This is a genomic window from Stenotrophomonas sp. Ste96 (assembly GCF_024519495.1).
GTDB lineage: Bacteria > Pseudomonadota > Gammaproteobacteria > Xanthomonadales > Xanthomonadaceae > Stenotrophomonas > Stenotrophomonas bentonitica_A.
The window spans coordinates 981,997-998,012 of sequence record NZ_JALJRX010000001.1 but is presented as its reverse complement, the minus strand read 5'-3'; the positions used below and the strand labels follow the sequence as shown (position 1 = coordinate 998,012).

Sequence of the window (16,016 nt, the reverse complement as noted above, 5' to 3'; positions counted from 1 at the left end):
AGCCGACCGTTGGTCGGCTGCCCTTCGCTGCCTCTCGCCGCGCTCCTGCCCCCCCACCATGACGCCCGCACTGCCAGGGCTCTCCGCCCTCCGGACGGACCGGGACGGCCCGTATACTGGCCGCCTTGTTCAAGGAGTGACGTCATGGCTAGCCGCAGTCGGTTCGGGCAGTGGAGCTGGAAGGGAATCGCAGGCCTGGCACTGGTCGTCGGCCTGGCCATCGGCGTCGGGGGCTGCAAGCGCAACGACAGTGGCCAGCTGCCAGCCCCCTCCGGCGCACCGATCGCGGCCAAGGCCGAGGCCATCACCGAGTTCACCCTGGTCCGGGCCTACCCCGATCAGAAAAGTGACGGCCTGTCGCTGGCGCTGGAGTTCTCGCGCCCGCTGGTCGGCACCCAGGATTTCGACGCGCTGGTCCGTTTCGCAGAGAAGGTCGGCACCGAGGACAGCAGCTGGTCGCTGTCCGATGACGGCAAGACCCTGCGCTATCCGTTCGTGGAAGCGGCCAAGGAATACTCGCTGATCGTCTCCCCCGATCTGCTCGCCGCCGATGGCAGCCGGATCGGCAAGGAGCTGCGCCAGAAGGTCTTCACCGGCGAGCTCAAGCCGGTGGCCGGGTTCGCCTCGCAGGGCAGCGTGCTGCCGGCCAAGGACAGCCGCGGCCTGCCGGTGGTCTCGGTCAACGTGCCCGAAGTGGACGTGGAGTTCCTGCGCGTGCGCGAGAAGGAACTGCCGAACTTCTTCAGCCAGTACCAGCGCGGCGGCCGCCGCGGCAGCTGGGAACTGGACAGCGACTACGGCGACAAGACGCCGATGTCGCAGTTGGCCGAGCCGGTCTACGTCAACCGCTTCGTGATCGGCGGCAAGCAGAACGAGCGCGTGCTTACCTATTTGCCGACCCAGGACATCAAGGAGCTGCAGCAGCCCGGCCTGTATTTCGCGGTGATGAAGCGCAGTGGCTCGTTCGAAGGGGAGTACGACACCGCCTTCTTCACCGTCAGCGACATCGGCCTGCATACGCGTGCCTACAAGGACAAGCTGTTCGTGCACACCGCCTCGCTGCAGAGCGGGGCGTCGCTGAAGAAGATCGAGCTGCGCATCCTTGATGGCAAGGGCGAGGTGGTGCTCAAGGGCGCGACCGACGGCAATGGCAACGCGCTGCTCAACTACACGCTCGATGCCAGCCATGTGCTGATCGCCAGCAGTGGCGGCGATACCTCGATGCTGCCATTCAACCAGCCCGCGCTGGACCTGAGCGAGTTCGCCGTGGCCGGGCGTGACAATGCCTGGTTCGACGTGTTCACCTGGTCGGGCCGCGACCTGTACCGTCCCGGCGAGACCGTGCGCATCTCGGCCCTGCTGCGTGACAACGACGGCAAGCCGGTCAAGCCTCAGCCCGTCTTCCTGCGCCTGAAGCAGCCGGACGGCAAGACCTTCCGCGAGACCCGCCTGACCCCGGGCGAGCAGGGCTACTTCAGCTTCGAACAGCTGATTCCGGCCGAGGCCCCGACCGGGCGCTGGCAGGTGGAGTTCCGCACCAACCCGGCCAGCAAGGAAGCGATCCAGGGCATGACCCTGCGCATCGAGGAATTCCTGCCCGAGCGCATGAAGCTGGACCTGGACAGCGCCCAGAAGACGCTCAAGCCGGGCGAGCCGCTCAAGCTGCAGGCCGATGCCGCGTATCTGTACGGTGCGCCGGCCGACGGCAACCGCTTCACCGCACGGTTGGCCGTGGCGGCCGAGCAGTCGCCGGTCGAGTCCCTGCCGGGCTATTTCTTCGGCGACCCGACCACCGCGCTGCCGCGCGAGGCGCGTGACGTCATCGATACCGAGTTCCCGGCCGACGGCAAGCTGCGCCAGGACGTGGAGCTGCCGGCCGAGGTCAAGCCGACCGCGCCGATCGCCGTCGTACTGTCCGGCAGCGTGTATGAAACCGGTGGCCGCACGGTGACCCGCACCCTGAAGCGGGTGATGTGGCCGGCAACGGCGCTGGTCGGTGTACGCCCGCTGTTCGATCCCAAGGACGGCGCCGATGCCAACAGTAATGCGCGCTTCGAACTGATGCGCGTGGACGCGGCGGGCAAGCCGCAGCCGGCCAAGGGCCTGAAGGTCACGCTGGTGCGCGAGCTGCGCGACTATCACTGGACCTTCAACGACAACCGCTGGGATTACGACTTCACCCGTCGCTTCGAGAACAAGGACACCCGTACCGTCGACGCCGGCAGTGCCGCGGTCGGTGTCGATGTCCCGGTGGAGTGGGGTGAGTACCGGCTGGACGTGTTCGACCCGGCCACCGGGCTGACCAGCCGCTATCCGTTCAACGCCGGCTGGAGCTGGAACGACGACAACCGCGGCCTGGATGCGCGCCCGGACAAGGTCAAGCTCGCGCTGGACAAGACCGGCTACAAGGCCGGCGATACCGTGCGCGTCACCGTGACCCCGCCGCATGCCGGCAAGGGCGTGCTGATGGTCGAGAGCGACAAGATGCTCTACGTCCAGGATATCGACGCCAAGCCGGGCAGCACCTACGACATTTCGGTCACGGCCGAGTGGGAACGCCACGACGTCTACATCACCGCGCTGGTGTTCCGTGGCGGCAGTGCCCCGAGCAAGATCACCCCGGCCCGTGCGGTCGGCGTGGTGCATGTGCCGATGGACCGCAAGGCACGCCAGATCGCGGTCGGCCTGGTCGCACCCAAGCAGATGCGTCCGGAGCAGACGCTGCCGGTCACCGTGAGTGCCCCGCAGCTGGCCGGCAAGGTCGCGCATGTGACCGTCTCGGCGGTGGATGTGGGCATTCTCAACATCACCCGCTTCCCGGTGCCCGATGCCGCCGCGCACTTCTTCGCGCAGCGCCGCCTGGGTGTGGATGCCTATGACATCTACAGCCGCGTGATCGAAAGCTTCGACGGCAGCAGCGGCAAGTTGAAGTTCGGCGGCGACATGGCGCTGGCGGCGATGCCGCAGGCCAAGCGCCCGACCGCGCGCGTGCAGACGGTGGACCTGTTCTCCGGCCCGGTGAAGCTCGATGCCAAGGGCATCGCCCGGGTCGCGCTGAAGGTGCCTGATTTCAACGACACCCTGCGCGTCTCGGCGCTGGTGTATGCCGATGACCAGTACGGCAAGCGTGACGTGGAGACCGTGGTGCGCGCGCCGATCCTGGCCGAGGCGAGCATGCCGCGCGTGATGGCGCCCGGCGATACCAGCACCGTGACCCTGGACGTGCAGAACTTCACCGGCACGCCGGGCGAGTTCAAGGTGCAGGTGGATGGCATCGGGCCGCTGACCCTGGGCGAGTCCAGCCGCACGCTCAAGCTCAACGCCGACGCCAAGAGCACGCTGAGCTTCCCGCTGACCGCGCGCGAGGGCTACACGGTAGCCAAGGTCCGCGTACGCGTGGATGGCAACGGCTTCAAGGTCGATCGCCGCTATGACCTGCCGGTGCGCGCGGCGTGGCCGCAGGTACTGCGCGCACAGACCCGCACGCTGGATCCGCTGGCCGCGGTCACGATGGAAGCCGGGCTGGCCGATGGCCTGATGAACGACTCGGTGACCGCGCGCATGCTGGTCAGCGCGCTGCCGCCGATTCCGTTCGCCAGTGCCTTGAACGGCGCGCTCAATTATCCGTATGGCTGCGCCGAGCAGACCACCAGCAAGGGCTACGCCGCGCTGATGCTGGATGAAGCGACCTCGGCCATGCTCGGAGCGGACGGGCTGGATGCCAAGACCCGCCGTGAGCGCATGGAAGGGGCCTTCGGCCGCCTGGCCTCGATGCAGGTCGCCAACGGCAACTTCTCGATGTGGGGCGACGACGGCTACATCAATCCCTGGCTGACGCCGTACATTGCCGAGTTCCTGCTCGACGCCAAGGACGCCGGCTTCGCCGTGCCGGACAACGTGCTGCAGAAGGCACTGAACCGGCTGAGCGAAGACCTGCTGTCCGGTGGCAACCAGTTCTATGGCGAGGACCGCCGCGAGAACCTGAAGTTCGCCAACCAGGCGTATTCGGGCTACGTGCTGGCACGGGTCAACCGTGCACCGCTGGGGACCCTGCGCGCGCTGTACGACAACGAGCGCAGCAAGTCGCTGACCGGCCTGTCGCTGGTGCACCTGGGCATCGCACTGTCGCTGCAGGGCGATCACAAGCGCGGCGATGCGGCCATTGCCGCCGGCTTCGCCAAGCGCGCGGACGACCGTCCGGCCTACTTCGGCGATTACGGCAGCGCGGTGCGCGATGACGCGTTGATGATCGCGCTGCTGCACGAGCGCAAGCTGTCCAAGCCCGCCTACGATGCACGTGCGGTCGATCTCGGCCGCGCGCTGGACGCCCGCCGCAACAGTGGCTGGATGTGGCTGAGCACCCAGGAGCAGGTGGCGCTGGCGCGCATGGGCAAGGCGCTGTCGGCCAACCAGAAGAAGCTGGTATCCGGTGAACTGGTGGTCGGTGGCGAAAGCGAGAGCATCTCCGCGCGCCGCATGTTCGGCCGCAGCTTCGACTACGCCGCGCTGGCCAAGGGCGTGCGCTTCACCCCGCAGGGGGAGCCGCCGATGTTCGCCAGCCTGGAAGTGGCCGGCATTCCGCGCAACCCGCCCGAACCGGACAGCCGCACGCTGGGCGTGGAGCGCAGCTGGTACACCACCGACGGCAAGCCGTGGACGCCGCGGCCGCTGAAGGAAGGCGAGGCCCTGATCGTGCGGGTCAGTGTCACCCCGAACGTGGACATGCCCGATGCACTGCTGACCGATCTGCTTCCGGCCGGGTTGGAGATCGAGAACTTCAACCTGGGCGATGCCAAGCAGTGGGCCGATGTGGTGGTCGATGGGTTGAGCGTCAACGACCGCGGCGATGCGGCCAACATCAAGCACGAAGAGTTCCGCGACGATCGCTATGTGGCCGCGCTGAAACTCTCGCGTGGCAGCACTGCCAAGGTGTTCTATCTGGTGCGTGCGGTCACGCCGGGCACCTACCGCGTGCCGCCACCGCTGGTGGAGGACATGTACCGTCCGGACCTGCGCGGCGTAGGGCGCAGCCTCCCGGCATCGCTGACCGTGGTGCAGCCCTGATCGCAGGGCGGGCCGTCCGCGTGACGGCCCGCCTGCCTCGTTGCTGACCTGACATGACGTCTCATTTTTCCAAGCGGTGGTGGGCGTCGGCGGTGCGCAGTGTGCTGCCGTACCTGCGTTGGGGTACGGCTGCGGTGCTCACGCTGCTGCTGGTGCTGGATCTCGCGTTTCCGCTACCGCTGCCCAGGCAGCGTGATACCAGTACCCTGGTGGTCGCACGCGATGGCACCCCGTTGCGCGCGTTCGCCGACGCCGACGGCGTGTGGCGCTACCCAGCCTCGGCCGACAGTGTGTCGCCACTGTATCTGCAGGCACTGCTGAACTACGAAGACCGCTGGTTCTGGCGGCATCCGGGTATCAATCCGTGGGGGCTGCTGCGGGCCGGCAAGCAATGGCTGTTCGAGCAGCGGATCGTCTCCGGTGGTTCAACCCTGACCATGCAGGTCGCGCGCATTCTCGATCCGCATGCGCGCACGCCGTGGGGCAAGGCAAAGCAGCTGCTGCGCGCGGTGCAGCTGGAGCTGCACCTGAGCAAGGCGCAGATCCTGGCGCTGTACCTGGAGCGCGCGCCCTACGGTGGCACCATCGAAGGCGTGGAAGCGGCGAGCTGGGCCTATCTGGGCAAACCGGCCTCGCAGCTGTCGCACGCCGAGGCGGCGTTGCTGGCCGTATTGCCGCAGTCACCCAGCCGGTTGCGCCCGGACCGCCACCCGGAAGCGGCCCAACGCGCGCGCGACAAGGTGCTCGACCGCATGGTGTCCCTCGGTGTGTGGTCACGCGAGGAGGTCGACGACGCCCGCATCGAACCGGTGGTCACCCGCGCCCTGCAGCCGCCGCTGCATGCCGCACTGCTCGCCCAGCGCCTGCGTTCGGCACAGCCACGGGCCGCGCGGATCGAGAGCACGCTGGATATCGGCCTGCAGCGCACGCTGGAGGAACGGGTGTCCTCGTACTTTTCGCAGCTGCCCGAGCGCACCTCGGCGGCGCTGCTGGTGGTGGACAACCGCACGCTGGAAGCCCGCGCGTACGTCGGCTCGGTGGCCTTCGGCGACAAGCAGCGGCTGGGCTATGTGGATATGGTCCAGGCGTGGCGCTCGCCGGGCTCCACGCTCAAGCCGTTCCTGTACGGCATGGCGCTGGACGATGGCCTGATCCATTCCGAAAGCCTGATGGTGGATGCGCCGCAGAGTTTTGGCGGCTATCGCCCCGGCAACTTCGATGCGGCCTTCAACGGGCCGGTCAGTGCCGCCACGGCCCTGCGCCTGTCGCTCAACGTGCCCGCGGTGGACCTGCTCGACCGGGTCGGCTCGGCCCGTTTCGCCGCACGCCTGTCGCATGCGGGCATCAACCTGCGGTTTCCCCACGGCAGTGCGCCGAACCTGTCGCTGATTCTGGGCGGCACCGGTGCGCGGCTGGAGGATCTGGTCGGTACCTTCGCCGCGTTCAACCGCAACGGCATCGCCGGGCGGGTGCGTTACACCGCCGGGGATGCGGTGATCGAGCGGCGCCTGATGTCGCCCGGCGCGGCGTGGATCACGCGGGAGGTGCTCGAGTCCAATCCACGCCCGGGCTATGGCACCGGTACCTTCGATGTCACCGGCCGCCCGCGCGTGGCCTGGAAGACCGGCACCAGCTACGGCTACCGCGATGCCTGGGCGATCGGCACCACGCGGCATTACACGGTGGGCGTCTGGGTCGGGCGACCGGATGGCACGCCGCTGCCCGGCCAATACGGTGCGGTGACCGCCCTGCCGTTGATGTTTGAAGTGGTCGACAGTCTGCCGCGCCAGGCCGGCGATGCGAGCGCGGCACCGATGCCGGCGAGCGTGGCGCAGACCGACATCTGCTGGCCCACCGGTGGCCTGGCCGAACAGACTGCAGCGACACTATGCCAACGGCGGATGCCGGCCTTCGTGCTGGATGGCGTGGTGCCGCCGACCTTTGCCGAGCGCGAGGCGCGGCTGTGGCAACCGGGTCTGCAGCGGTTCCAGGTGGATGCGCGCACCGGGCTGCGGCTGTCGCCCGAGTGCAGTCGGCCGCACGAAGCAGAGCAGCGCGAGATCGCGCGCTGGCCGGCGCTGTTGTCACCGTGGTTGCCGCAGGCCCAGCGCCAGGCCTCGCAGTTGCCGGCCCTGTCGCCGGATTGCAGCGACGATGGGCGTGAGAGCGGCGGCACCCTGCACATCGAAGGGTTGAACGACCGCGCCACCCTCGCACGCGCACCGAATGCCGAACACGGCGTGCGGCTGCAACTGCGGGCGCTGGGCAATGAGACCACGGTCGATTGGTTGCTGGACGACCGCTGGATAGCCCGCACCGAAGGCGCGCGACTGTTCCAGCGTGATTTCGACGAGGTGGGCGAGCACACGTTGACCGCGTTGGCGGCCGATGGTGCATGGACGCAGGTGCGGTTCCGCATCCTGCGCTGACGTCGCGTCGCGAAGACGCCGGTAGTGCCGGCCGCTGGCCGGCGTCCCACCCTGACCGGTAGTGCCGGCCGCTGGCCGGCATTGCAGTGCGTTCGGATCCTGTGCGGAGCCGGCCAGCGGCCGGCACTACACGTCTGTTCGGATCCTGCGCGGAGCCGGTACGTGGCCGCGGTTACTCCCCGATCCAGCCGTCGAGCAGATCGGCGAATTCGTCGGCGTGTTCCTCTTCCTGGGCCAGGATCTCTTCCAGGATGCGCTTGGTCGTGGTGTCCTTGTCGCCCACGAAGTTGATCATCTCGCGGTAGCTGTCGATCGCGATGCGTTCGGCGATCAGGTTCTCACGGACCATGTCGCGCAGATCGCTGCCTTCCTTGTACTCGGCGTGCGAGCGCGCGGTAAGCGTATCCGGGTTGAGGTCCGGTTCGCCGCCGAGCTGCACGATGCGTTCGGCCAGCTTGCCGGCGTGCGCCTGTTCCTGCTGTGCATGCTCCAGGAACTCGGCCTTGATCGAGTCGGCGAGCATGCCCTTGGCCATGAAGTAATGGCGGTAGTAGCGCAGCACGCACACGTATTCGGTGGCGAGCGCATCGTTGAGCAGCTTGATCACCGCCTCGCGGTCGGCGCTGTAACTGTCGGTGATCGCGCCGTCTTCGATATCCTTGCGGGCCTTGGCGCGCAGGGTCGCGGTGTCGCTGATGCCCGGCGGACGGGCGTTGTCGGGAGCGGCGTTGTGTTGCTTGTTGGCTGGCTTGGACATGGCTGGCCGGTTTCCTTTGTTGCGTGGGTCTAGCGGGGGAGATGCTCCAGCACGTACTGCGCTGAAGACACCTCGAATTTTCCGGGTTCCTCGATGAAGGTTTCGCGCACGACACCGTCTTCCACATACAGCGCGAAGCGACGCGAGCGCGTGCCCATGCCCGAACTGCTGGCATCCATTTCCAGGCCCAGCGCCCGGGTGAATTCACCATTGCCGTCGGACAGCATCTGCAGCCCCTCGGGGACCTGTTGGCTCTCGGCCCAGGCCTTCATGACAAACGGGTCGTTGACTGCCATGCAGAACACCTCGATGCCGCGGTGGCGGAATTCCGGGAACTGCTCGATGAAGCCGGGCAGGTGCCGGGCCGAACAGGTCGGGGTGAATGCGCCGGGCACGCCGAACAGCACCGCCTTGCGCGAATCGAACAGGGCATGGGTATCGATGGTCTCCATGCCCTCGCGGATGCGCTTGAGGGTGACTTCGGGAATGCGGTCGCCAACGTGGATGGTCATGCGGACTCCTTGGACACAGGCAGGGTAGTGAGGGGCATGGGATGGCCATGTCAACATGTTGAAAACCGGCCGTGCAGACCCATCTTCAGCGGGAAAGGCGGGCCACGGGGGCAGCGTAGCCGCCCGGGATGTCCGCCGCATTGCGCAGGATCATTCGCCTCCGGCGTCACGGTGGGCCGACCCGCAGCAGCTAGAATTGCGCGGACGGCGCCCGCCCACGCGGGTGGCCGAACTTAGTCGAGGTGTTTGGATGGAATTCAAGGATTACTACGCCACGCTCGGGGTGGAACCCACCGCGGGCGACGCTGAGATCAAGACCGCTTACCGCCGCCTGGCGCGCAAGTACCACCCGGATGTGAGCAAGGAAGCCGGGGCCGAGGACAAATTCAAGGCGGTCAACGAGGCGTATGAGGCGCTGCGCGATCCGCAGAAGCGCGCGGCCTATGACCAGCTCAAGGCGCAGGGCTACCGGCCCGGCGAGGAGTTCCATACCCCGCCTAACTACGGCGGTGGGCAGGGCTATGATTTCGAGGAGGTGTTCGGGGGCGGCGCCGGTGGCGGCGGCTTCAGCGATTTCTTCGAAAGTCTGTTCGCGCGCCAGCGCGGCGGTGGCGGCGGGCGTGCCAGCGGTTTCGGCGGTGCCAGCCAGGGCCCGCAGCCGACCCGCGACACCCGCGCCAAGCTGTCGGTCCCGCTGGAGGCCGCCTACCAGGGCGACAGCCTGCGCATCAACGTCAACGGCAAGCAGCTGGATGTGCGCGTGCCCAAGGGCATCCGCCCGGGCCAGGTGATCCGCCTGACCGGGCAGGGCACCGGGGGCGGCAACCTGCTGCTGGAAGTGGAGTACGCCGAGCACCCGCAGTTCGAGGTGGATGGCCGCAACATCCTGTACACCCTGCAGGTGACCCCGTGGCAGGCGGCGCTGGGCACCAGCATCAGCGTGCCGACCCTGGGCGGTGCGGTGGACCTGAAGGTGCCGGCCGAGTCCGATGCCGGGCGCAAGCTGCGCCTGCGTGGCCGTGGCCTGCCGGGCAACCCGGATGGCGATCAGATCGTGGAGCTGGAAATCATCGCACCGGCGCCCACCGATGAGGCGCAGAAGAAGGCCTACAAGGCGCTGGCCAAGGCCTTCGGCGAGAAGGTGTGAGGCATCGGCATCACGCCGTCGGCGGTTCCTGGTGGCTGAAAACGCGCTCCAGCACCTCCGACAGCTCGTCTTCGGAGAACGGCTTGGTGATGTAGGCCTTCGCCCCCTGCCGCATGCCCCACATGCGGTCGGTGTCCTGGTCCTTGGTGGTCACCAGGATCACCGGAATGTGCCTGGTCGAGGCGTCGCGGGCCAGCGTCCGGGTCGCCTGGAAACCGTTGAGGTTGGGCATCACCACGTCCATCAGCACCAGATCGGGCAGCTCGGCCTTGGCCGCTTCCACCCCGGCCGCGCCGTCGGTGGCGGTCAGGATCTGGTGCCCGAGTTTCTCGACGATCCGCTGTATCCCCAACAGCTGCGACGGTGAATCGTCGACGATCAGAATGCGTGCCATGGTGTTCCCCGTGTGATGCCCGCAGTGTAGTGCGGGCATCGCGCCGTCGTGAAGCGCCGGGCGTGCCGTCCGTCGCCCGGCTGCCACGCTCAGTCGATTCGTACCACCGTGCGGCCGTGGTTGCCGCCGGCAAGCAGGGTATCGAACGCCGCCGGCAGGCCATCCAGCCCGATTTCGCCCGTACAGATGGCGTCCAGATGCGCCGGCTTCCACGCGCCGCCCAGCTTTTCCCAGACCGCTTCGCGCAGCTCGCGCGGTGCACTGGAGGAGGACACCCCGATCAGCGACACGCCGCGGATGATGAAAGGCATCACCGTCATCTCCAGCTCCGCGCTGGCGGCCAGGCCGGCACTGACCACGGACCCGTAAGGCACGGTCTGGGCCAGCAGGCTGGTCAGCATCGCGCCACCCGCGTTGTCCAGTCCACCGCCGAAGCGCGCCGACTCCATCGGGCGGGTGGTTGCCAGCACCTCACGCGGCAGGACCTCGCGCGCACCCAGGCCACGCAGATAGTCGGCCTGGTCGGCCTTGCCACTGATCGCATGCACCTCGAAGCCCGCGCGGGTAAAGATGTCCACCGCCAGCGAGCCGACCCCGCCGGTGGCCCCGGTCACGGCCAGCGGCCCGTGGGCAGGGGTCTGCCGATTGTCCAGCATCCGCACCAGGGCCAGTGCGGCGGTGAAGCCGGCCGTACCCAGGATCATCGCCTCGCGCGGGGTCAGCCCCGTCGGTTGCCGGATCACCGCGCTGGCGGCCAGGCGCACATACGGGCTGTAGCCGCCATCGCGGGTCTCGCTCAGCCCGCAGCCGGTGGCGAGCACCGCATCACCCTCGCGGTAGGCCGGATCGGTCGAGGCCACCACCGTGCCTGCCACGTCGATGCCGCCGACCAGCGGGAAACGCCGCAGGATCCTGCCCTTGCCGGTGCCAGCCAACGCATCTTTATAGTTGACCGAGGACCAGTGCGCGCGGATCACCACCTCGCCCGGGTTGAGCTGCGCCAGCCCGATCGGTTCCAGCCCGGCGTGGTAGCCGGTATCGTCCTGGTGGATGCGGAAGGCGTTGAACCGGTCGGGAATTGCCATGAAGATGCCTGACGGGGGGAAACCACTACCTTACCCGCTGCGGTTATGAATCGTTCCCGGAGATGCGTGACCCCTTCCAATCCTGTCGATCTGCCCCATCTAGTAGAATCGACAACGTTTTAACGGTTGACGGTGCGGGAGTGGCCCGCAGGCAACCTTACCTTGATGGAGCGTGCATGGCCTGGAATACACCCGGCGGCAACAAGGGCGGACAAGGCCCCGACGAGAATCGACGTGGGCCGTTCGGTCCTCGCGGTGGCGGCAATGGCGGCGGTTGGGGCGGTTTGCCCGGTCCGTTGAAAGACCTGTTCGATGGCGGCATCCTGCGGTGGGTCGCGGTGGCTGCGGTGTTGCTGCTGCTGTTCTCCAGCTTCCAGCTGATCGGCGAACAGCAACGCGGTGTGGTCCTGCGCTTTGGCCAGTTCTCGCGCATCCTGGGGCCCGGCCCGAACTTCAAGCTGCCCTGGCCGATCGAGTCGGTGACCAAGGTCAACGCCACCCAGATCAAGACCTTCAGCAGCCAGGTACCGGTGCTGACCCGGGACGAGAACATCGTCAACGTCTCGGTCAACGTGCAGTACCGCATCGCCGATCCGCAGCAGTACCTGTTCGGTTCGGTCTCGGCCGACCAGGTGCTGGAGCAGTCGGCGCAGAGCGCGGTGCGCGAACAGGTCGGTCGTGCCGATCTCAATGCCGTGCTGAACAACCGCGGCCCGCTGGCCGTGGTCGCCGAAGAGCGCCTGCAGACCTCGCTGAAGGCCTATCAGACCGGTCTGGTCGTGACCGGCCTGACCCTGCCCGATGCGCGCCCGCCGGAAGAGGTGAAGCCGGCCTTCGACGAGGTCAACGGTGCCCAGCAGGTCAAGGAACGCCTGATCAACGAAGCCCAGGCCTACGCGGCCAAGGTCGTGCCGGAAGCGCGCGGCCAGGCCTCGCGTGCACGTACCACCGCCGAAGGTTACAAGCAGGCCGTGGTTGCCAAGGCCGAGGGTGATGCCGAGCGCTTCAGCCTGCTGCAGGCCCAGTACAAGGACGCCCCGGAAGTCACCCGCAAGCGCCTGTGGCTGGAAACGGTGCAGACGGTGCTCTCGGAGAACCGCAAGATCATCGGCGGCGATGGCCGCCAGCTGATCTACGTGCCGATGCCGGGCGACACCCGCACCAGCACCAACGCCGCTCCGGCGGTGACCCCGGAAGTCATGCTGCCGTCGCTGCCTGCCAGCACGGCCGTGGATGGCGTTCGCAATGCGGAGCGTCCGACGACGCGCCCGACCGGTCGTGAGGAGGGCAGCCGATGAGAAGTTCACTGTGGATTGGTCTGGCCGTAGCGGTCCTGCTGGGCCTGCTGGGCTCGGTGTACGTGGTCCGTGAGGACCAGACCGCGATGGTGTTGAACCTGGGCAAGGTGGTCCGTGCGGACATCAAGCCGGGCCTGCACTTCAAGGTGCCGCTGGTGGAAACGGTGCGGGTGTTCGACCGCCGCTTCCAGGTGCTGGACACCGCGCCGGCGCGTTACTTCACCGCCGAGCAGAAGGACGTCAGCGTGGACTTCTTCGCCATCGGCCGGATCTCCGACGTGCGCAGCTACTACCGCGCCACCGGCGGCGATGCGACCCTGGCCAACGCCCGCCTGGCGCCGATCATCACCGACTCGCTGCGCAACCAGATCAACTCGCGCACCCTGCAGCAGCTGGTGTCGGGCGACCGCACCGAACTGATCGCCAACCAGTTGACCGGCATCAACAAGGCGGTCAAGGAACTGGGCATGGAGATCGTCGACCTGCGCATCAAGCAGATCGACCTGCCCACCGACAGTCAGGTGATCAACGATGTGTACGAGCGCATGCGCGCTCAGCGCAAGCAGGAGGCCGCAAAGCTGCGCGCCGAGGGTGAGGAGCAGTCGCTGACCATCCGTGCCCAGGCGGACCGCGACAGCACGGTGATCGTGGCCGAAGCCGAGCGCGATGCGCAGCAGCTGCGTGGTGCCGGCGATGCCGAAGCCGCGCGCATCTACGGCAAGGCCGGCTCGGCCGACCCGTCGTTCTACGCCTTCTACCGCAGCCTGGAGGCCTATCGTGGGTCGATGGCCGACGGTAACGGCGTGATCGTGCTCGACAAGAACGACCCGTTCCTGCAGTACCTCAAGAGCGATCGCTGAGGCCGCAGGCGGCAGGTAACCCACGGGGACCCGGTGCAGACCGGGTCCCCGTTTTGTTGGTGGAGATGTCATGAAAGAGTTGTTCTCGGCCCTGTGCCTGGTCGCCGTGCTTGAAGGCCTGTTCCTGTTCGCCGCCCCGTTGGCCTGGAAGCGCATGGCCGAACAGCTGTTGATGCTGCGCAGCAGCGCCCTGCGTGCGTGGGGCGGGATGATCCTGCTGGCCGGCCTGACCACGCTCTGGTGGATCCGTCACGCATAGCGCCGGACGTTGCCCGGCCCCTGACACGGTTGCCGGCCTCTGGCCGGTACTACCCGGTGGGCCCCCGTCCTGACCGGTTGCCAACACGGGCCGCCAGCGGGGTGGCACCTGCCCAGGGAAACCCGGATAATGCAAAAAAGCCGGACGGGCCTCCCCGTTCGGCTTTTTCCGTGTCTGGGCCTTCCATCGCCGGCCGCTCCCCGTTTGGAGCCGCCATCACCGCGCTGGCCAGCCCTGCCACGGTTTACCCGTCCGCGGCCCCGATGGCCGCAACATATGAGGAGCCCGTCATGGGTCAGTCTGTCGTAGTGCTTGGTGCCCAGTGGGGCGATGAAGGCAAGGGCAAGATCGTCGATCTGCTCACCGAGGAAATCGGTGCCGTAGTGCGTTTCCAGGGCGGCCACAACGCCGGCCACACCCTTGTCATCAATGGCAAGAAGACCGTGCTGCACCTGATCCCGTCGGGCATCCTGCGCGAAGACGCGCTGTGCCTGATCGGCAACGGCGTGGTGATCTCGCCGGCCGCGCTGCAGAAGGAAATCGCCGAGCTGGAAACCTCCGGCGTGGAAGTGCGTTCGCGCCTGAAGATCTCCCCGGCCGCGCCGCTGATCATGCCGTACCACATCGCCCTGGACCAGGCGCGCGAACGCGCTGCCGGCGGCAAGGCGATCGGCACCACCGGCCGTGGCATCGGCCCGGCGTATGAAGACAAGGTGGCGCGTCGCGGCATCCGCATCGCCGACCTGCATTACCCGGCCCAGCTGGAAGAACTCCTGCGCACCGCGCTGGATTACCACAACTTCGTGCTGACCAAGTACCTCAATACCGACGCGGTCGACTTCCAGAAGACCTACGACGAAGCACTGGCCTTCGGCGAATACGTCGAGCCGATGAAGTCCGACGTCGCCGGCATCCTGCACGACCTGCGCAAGCAGGGTAAGCGCGTGCTGTTCGAAGGCGCCCAGGGCGCACTGCTGGACATCGACCACGGCACCTACCCGTACGTCACCAGCTCCAACACCACCGTGGGTGGTGCACTGGCCGGTGCCGGCGTCGGCGCCGATGCGATCGACTACGTGCTGGGCATCGCCAAGGCCTACGCGACCCGCGTCGGCGGTGGCCCGTTCCCGACCGAGCTGGACGATGAAGTCGGCCAGGGCATCCGCGACCGCGGTGCCGAATACGGCGCTTCGACCGGCCGCCCGCGTCGCTGCGGCTGGATGGACATCGTCGCGCTCAAGCGCGCCGTGGCCATCAACGGCATCAGCGGCCTGTGCATCACCAAGCTGGACGTGCTCGACGGCATGGAGAAGCTGAAGGTCTGCATCGCCTACGAATACCGTGGCAAGCGTACCGAGTACGCGCCGCTGGACGCGCAGGGCTGGGAAGAATGCACGCCGGTGTACCTGGAGTTCCCGGGCTGGACCGAGAACACCCACGGCATCACCAACTGGGATGACCTGCCGCCGGCCGCCCGCGCTTACCTGCGCGCGCTGGAAGAGCTGGCCGGTTGCCCGGTCAGCATCGTCTCGACCGGCCCGGACCGCGACCACACCATGGTCCTGCAGGACCCGTTCGCCTGATCAGGCGCGGGCGTGCCGGGCATGCCCGGTAGTGCCTGAAGGTGCAGGAAAAGCCCCGCGAAAGCGGGGCTTTTTCGTGGCCGGGGCGCCTCAGCGCTGGCCGATGCCCATCCGTACTTCGGACAACTCCAGGTTGCCGTCCTGGTTCGCATCCAGCCGTTGGAAACGCATCTCCGAGGAGCGGCGCATCTCTTCGGCACTCAGTTCGCCGTCACCGTTCTGGTCGGCAATGCGTACCCATTCGGCTGCCGAGAACTCGCCATCACGCTGCGGCCCCAGCACCGCCTGCACTTCATCGACGCTCACGCGGTAGTTGTGATCCGCATCGACCACACGGAAGAACGCGTCACCGTCGTACTCATCACGGCTGACCTTGCCATCGCCATTGCGATCCAGCATCGCGAAGCGGTCCGACGCGGTGGCAGGCAGGTCCTGCGCCGCGGCAGCACTTGCTGCGAGTACGCCAGACAACACGAGCAGGGCGATACGGGGCGCGGACATCGTCACGGTCTTCTCCAGAACGGGCAGGGCGTGCCGTCAGGGCCCAGTGTCCGCCGCGTGGATGACCACGACAACGGCAATTCCCCGCATTCGCGCCAGTAGTTTTACTGAGTGCGCCCGGGCAGCT

General features: G+C 67.4%; 12 protein-coding genes. 7 read left to right on the top strand and 5 right to left on the bottom strand.

The genetic code is table 11. The features are described from left to right. Positions 1-144 precede the first annotated feature (144 nt). A complete protein-coding gene (locus tag OC373_RS04645) occupies positions 145-5,064 on the top strand; it encodes an alpha-2-macroglobulin (protein ID WP_261997150.1) in 4,920 nt (1,639 codons plus the stop codon). A 53-nt stretch (positions 5,065-5,117) separates the two neighbouring features. Further along, positions 5,118-7,493 carry a penicillin-binding protein 1C gene (gene pbpC, locus OC373_RS04640; protein ID WP_261997149.1) on the top strand — a complete coding sequence of 792 codons (2,376 nt, stop codon included), beginning with the start codon at positions 5,118-5,120 and terminating at the stop codon, positions 7,491-7,493. Positions 7,494-7,665: 172 nt separating this feature from the next. Here pbpC and OC373_RS04635 read toward each other — a convergent pair whose 3' ends face one another. Next, on the bottom strand, positions 7,666-8,250 hold the full coding sequence (locus OC373_RS04635) for a ferritin-like domain-containing protein (protein WP_019186085.1): 585 nt from the start codon (positions 8,248-8,250) through the stop codon (positions 7,666-7,668). A 29-nt stretch (positions 8,251-8,279) separates the two neighbouring features. Continuing rightward, on the bottom strand, positions 8,280-8,762 hold the full coding sequence (locus OC373_RS04630; protein WP_261997148.1) for a peroxiredoxin: 483 nt from the start codon (positions 8,760-8,762) through the stop codon (positions 8,280-8,282). 250 nt (positions 8,763-9,012) lie between these two features. Here OC373_RS04630 and OC373_RS04625 point away from each other — a divergent pair, with 250 nt between their 5' ends. Next, on the top strand, positions 9,013-9,909 hold the full coding sequence (locus OC373_RS04625; RefSeq protein ID WP_019186087.1) for a DnaJ C-terminal domain-containing protein: 897 nt from the start codon (positions 9,013-9,015) through the stop codon (positions 9,907-9,909). A 10-nt stretch (positions 9,910-9,919) separates the two neighbouring features. Here OC373_RS04625 and pilH read toward each other — a convergent pair whose 3' ends face one another. Both pilH and OC373_RS04615 read right to left on the bottom strand, forming a co-directional pair. Next, positions 9,920-10,303, bottom strand: a complete 384-nt coding sequence (pilH, locus tag OC373_RS04620) for a twitching motility response regulator PilH (protein WP_019186088.1) — start codon at positions 10,301-10,303, stop codon at positions 9,920-9,922. 89 nt (positions 10,304-10,392) lie between these two features. Then, positions 10,393-11,388: a YhdH/YhfP family quinone oxidoreductase gene (locus OC373_RS04615; protein ID WP_261997147.1), complete on the bottom strand. Its 996-nt coding sequence runs from the start codon at positions 11,386-11,388 to the stop codon at positions 10,393-10,395. A 176-nt stretch (positions 11,389-11,564) separates the two neighbouring features. Here OC373_RS04615 and hflK point away from each other — a divergent pair, with 176 nt between their 5' ends. From hflK to OC373_RS04595, 4 genes are all read left to right on the top strand, one after another. Then, on the top strand, positions 11,565-12,686 hold the full coding sequence (gene hflK / locus OC373_RS04610) for an FtsH protease activity modulator HflK (RefSeq protein WP_070425696.1): 1,122 nt from the start codon (positions 11,565-11,567) through the stop codon (positions 12,684-12,686). Continuing rightward, positions 12,683-13,546, top strand: a complete 864-nt coding sequence (locus OC373_RS04605) for a protease modulator HflC (RefSeq protein ID WP_070425695.1) — start codon at positions 12,683-12,685, stop codon at positions 13,544-13,546. The genes hflK and OC373_RS04605 overlap by 4 nt, the downstream gene beginning before the upstream one ends. Before the next feature lie 70 nt (positions 13,547-13,616). Further along, positions 13,617-13,805, top strand: coding sequence for a DUF2065 family protein (locus OC373_RS04600; protein ID WP_070425694.1), 189 nt, complete (start codon positions 13,617-13,619; stop codon positions 13,803-13,805). A gap of 290 nt (positions 13,806-14,095) precedes the next feature. Next, positions 14,096-15,388, top strand: a complete 1,293-nt coding sequence (locus OC373_RS04595) for an adenylosuccinate synthase (RefSeq protein ID WP_019183490.1) — start codon at positions 14,096-14,098, stop codon at positions 15,386-15,388. Positions 15,389-15,478: 90 nt separating this feature from the next. Here OC373_RS04595 and OC373_RS04590 read toward each other — a convergent pair whose 3' ends face one another. Beyond that, positions 15,479-15,889, bottom strand: coding sequence for a hypothetical protein (locus OC373_RS04590; protein WP_261997146.1), 411 nt, complete (start codon positions 15,887-15,889; stop codon positions 15,479-15,481). Positions 15,890-16,016 lie beyond the last annotated feature (127 nt).

What these genes read in the sequence shown, in the direction of transcription:
- pilH (WP_019186088.1), bottom strand. Translation starts at nt 10,303, where the DNA reads ATGGCACGCATTCTGATCGTCGACGATTCACCGTCGCAGCTGTTGGGG.
- OC373_RS04600 (WP_070425694.1), top strand. Translation starts at nt 13,617, where the DNA reads ATGAAAGAGTTGTTCTCGGCCCTGTGCCTGGTCGCCGTGCTTGAAGGC.
- hflK (WP_070425696.1), top strand. Translation starts at nt 11,565, where the DNA reads ATGGCCTGGAATACACCCGGCGGCAACAAGGGCGGACAAGGCCCCGAC.
- OC373_RS04630 (WP_261997148.1), bottom strand. Translation starts at nt 8,762, where the DNA reads ATGACCATCCACGTTGGCGACCGCATTCCCGAAGTCACCCTCAAGCGC.
- OC373_RS04605 (WP_070425695.1), top strand. Translation starts at nt 12,683, where the DNA reads ATGAGAAGTTCACTGTGGATTGGTCTGGCCGTAGCGGTCCTGCTGGGC.
- OC373_RS04635 (WP_019186085.1), bottom strand. Translation starts at nt 8,250, where the DNA reads ATGTCCAAGCCAGCCAACAAGCAACACAACGCCGCTCCCGACAACGCC.
- OC373_RS04625 (WP_019186087.1), top strand. Translation starts at nt 9,013, where the DNA reads ATGGAATTCAAGGATTACTACGCCACGCTCGGGGTGGAACCCACCGCG.
- OC373_RS04645 (WP_261997150.1), top strand. Translation starts at nt 145, where the DNA reads ATGGCTAGCCGCAGTCGGTTCGGGCAGTGGAGCTGGAAGGGAATCGCA.
- OC373_RS04590 (WP_261997146.1), bottom strand. Translation starts at nt 15,889, where the DNA reads ATGTCCGCGCCCCGTATCGCCCTGCTCGTGTTGTCTGGCGTACTCGCA.
- pbpC (WP_261997149.1), top strand. Translation starts at nt 5,118, where the DNA reads ATGACGTCTCATTTTTCCAAGCGGTGGTGGGCGTCGGCGGTGCGCAGT.
- OC373_RS04595 (WP_019183490.1), top strand. Translation starts at nt 14,096, where the DNA reads ATGGGTCAGTCTGTCGTAGTGCTTGGTGCCCAGTGGGGCGATGAAGGC.
- OC373_RS04615 (WP_261997147.1), bottom strand. Translation starts at nt 11,388, where the DNA reads ATGGCAATTCCCGACCGGTTCAACGCCTTCCGCATCCACCAGGACGAT.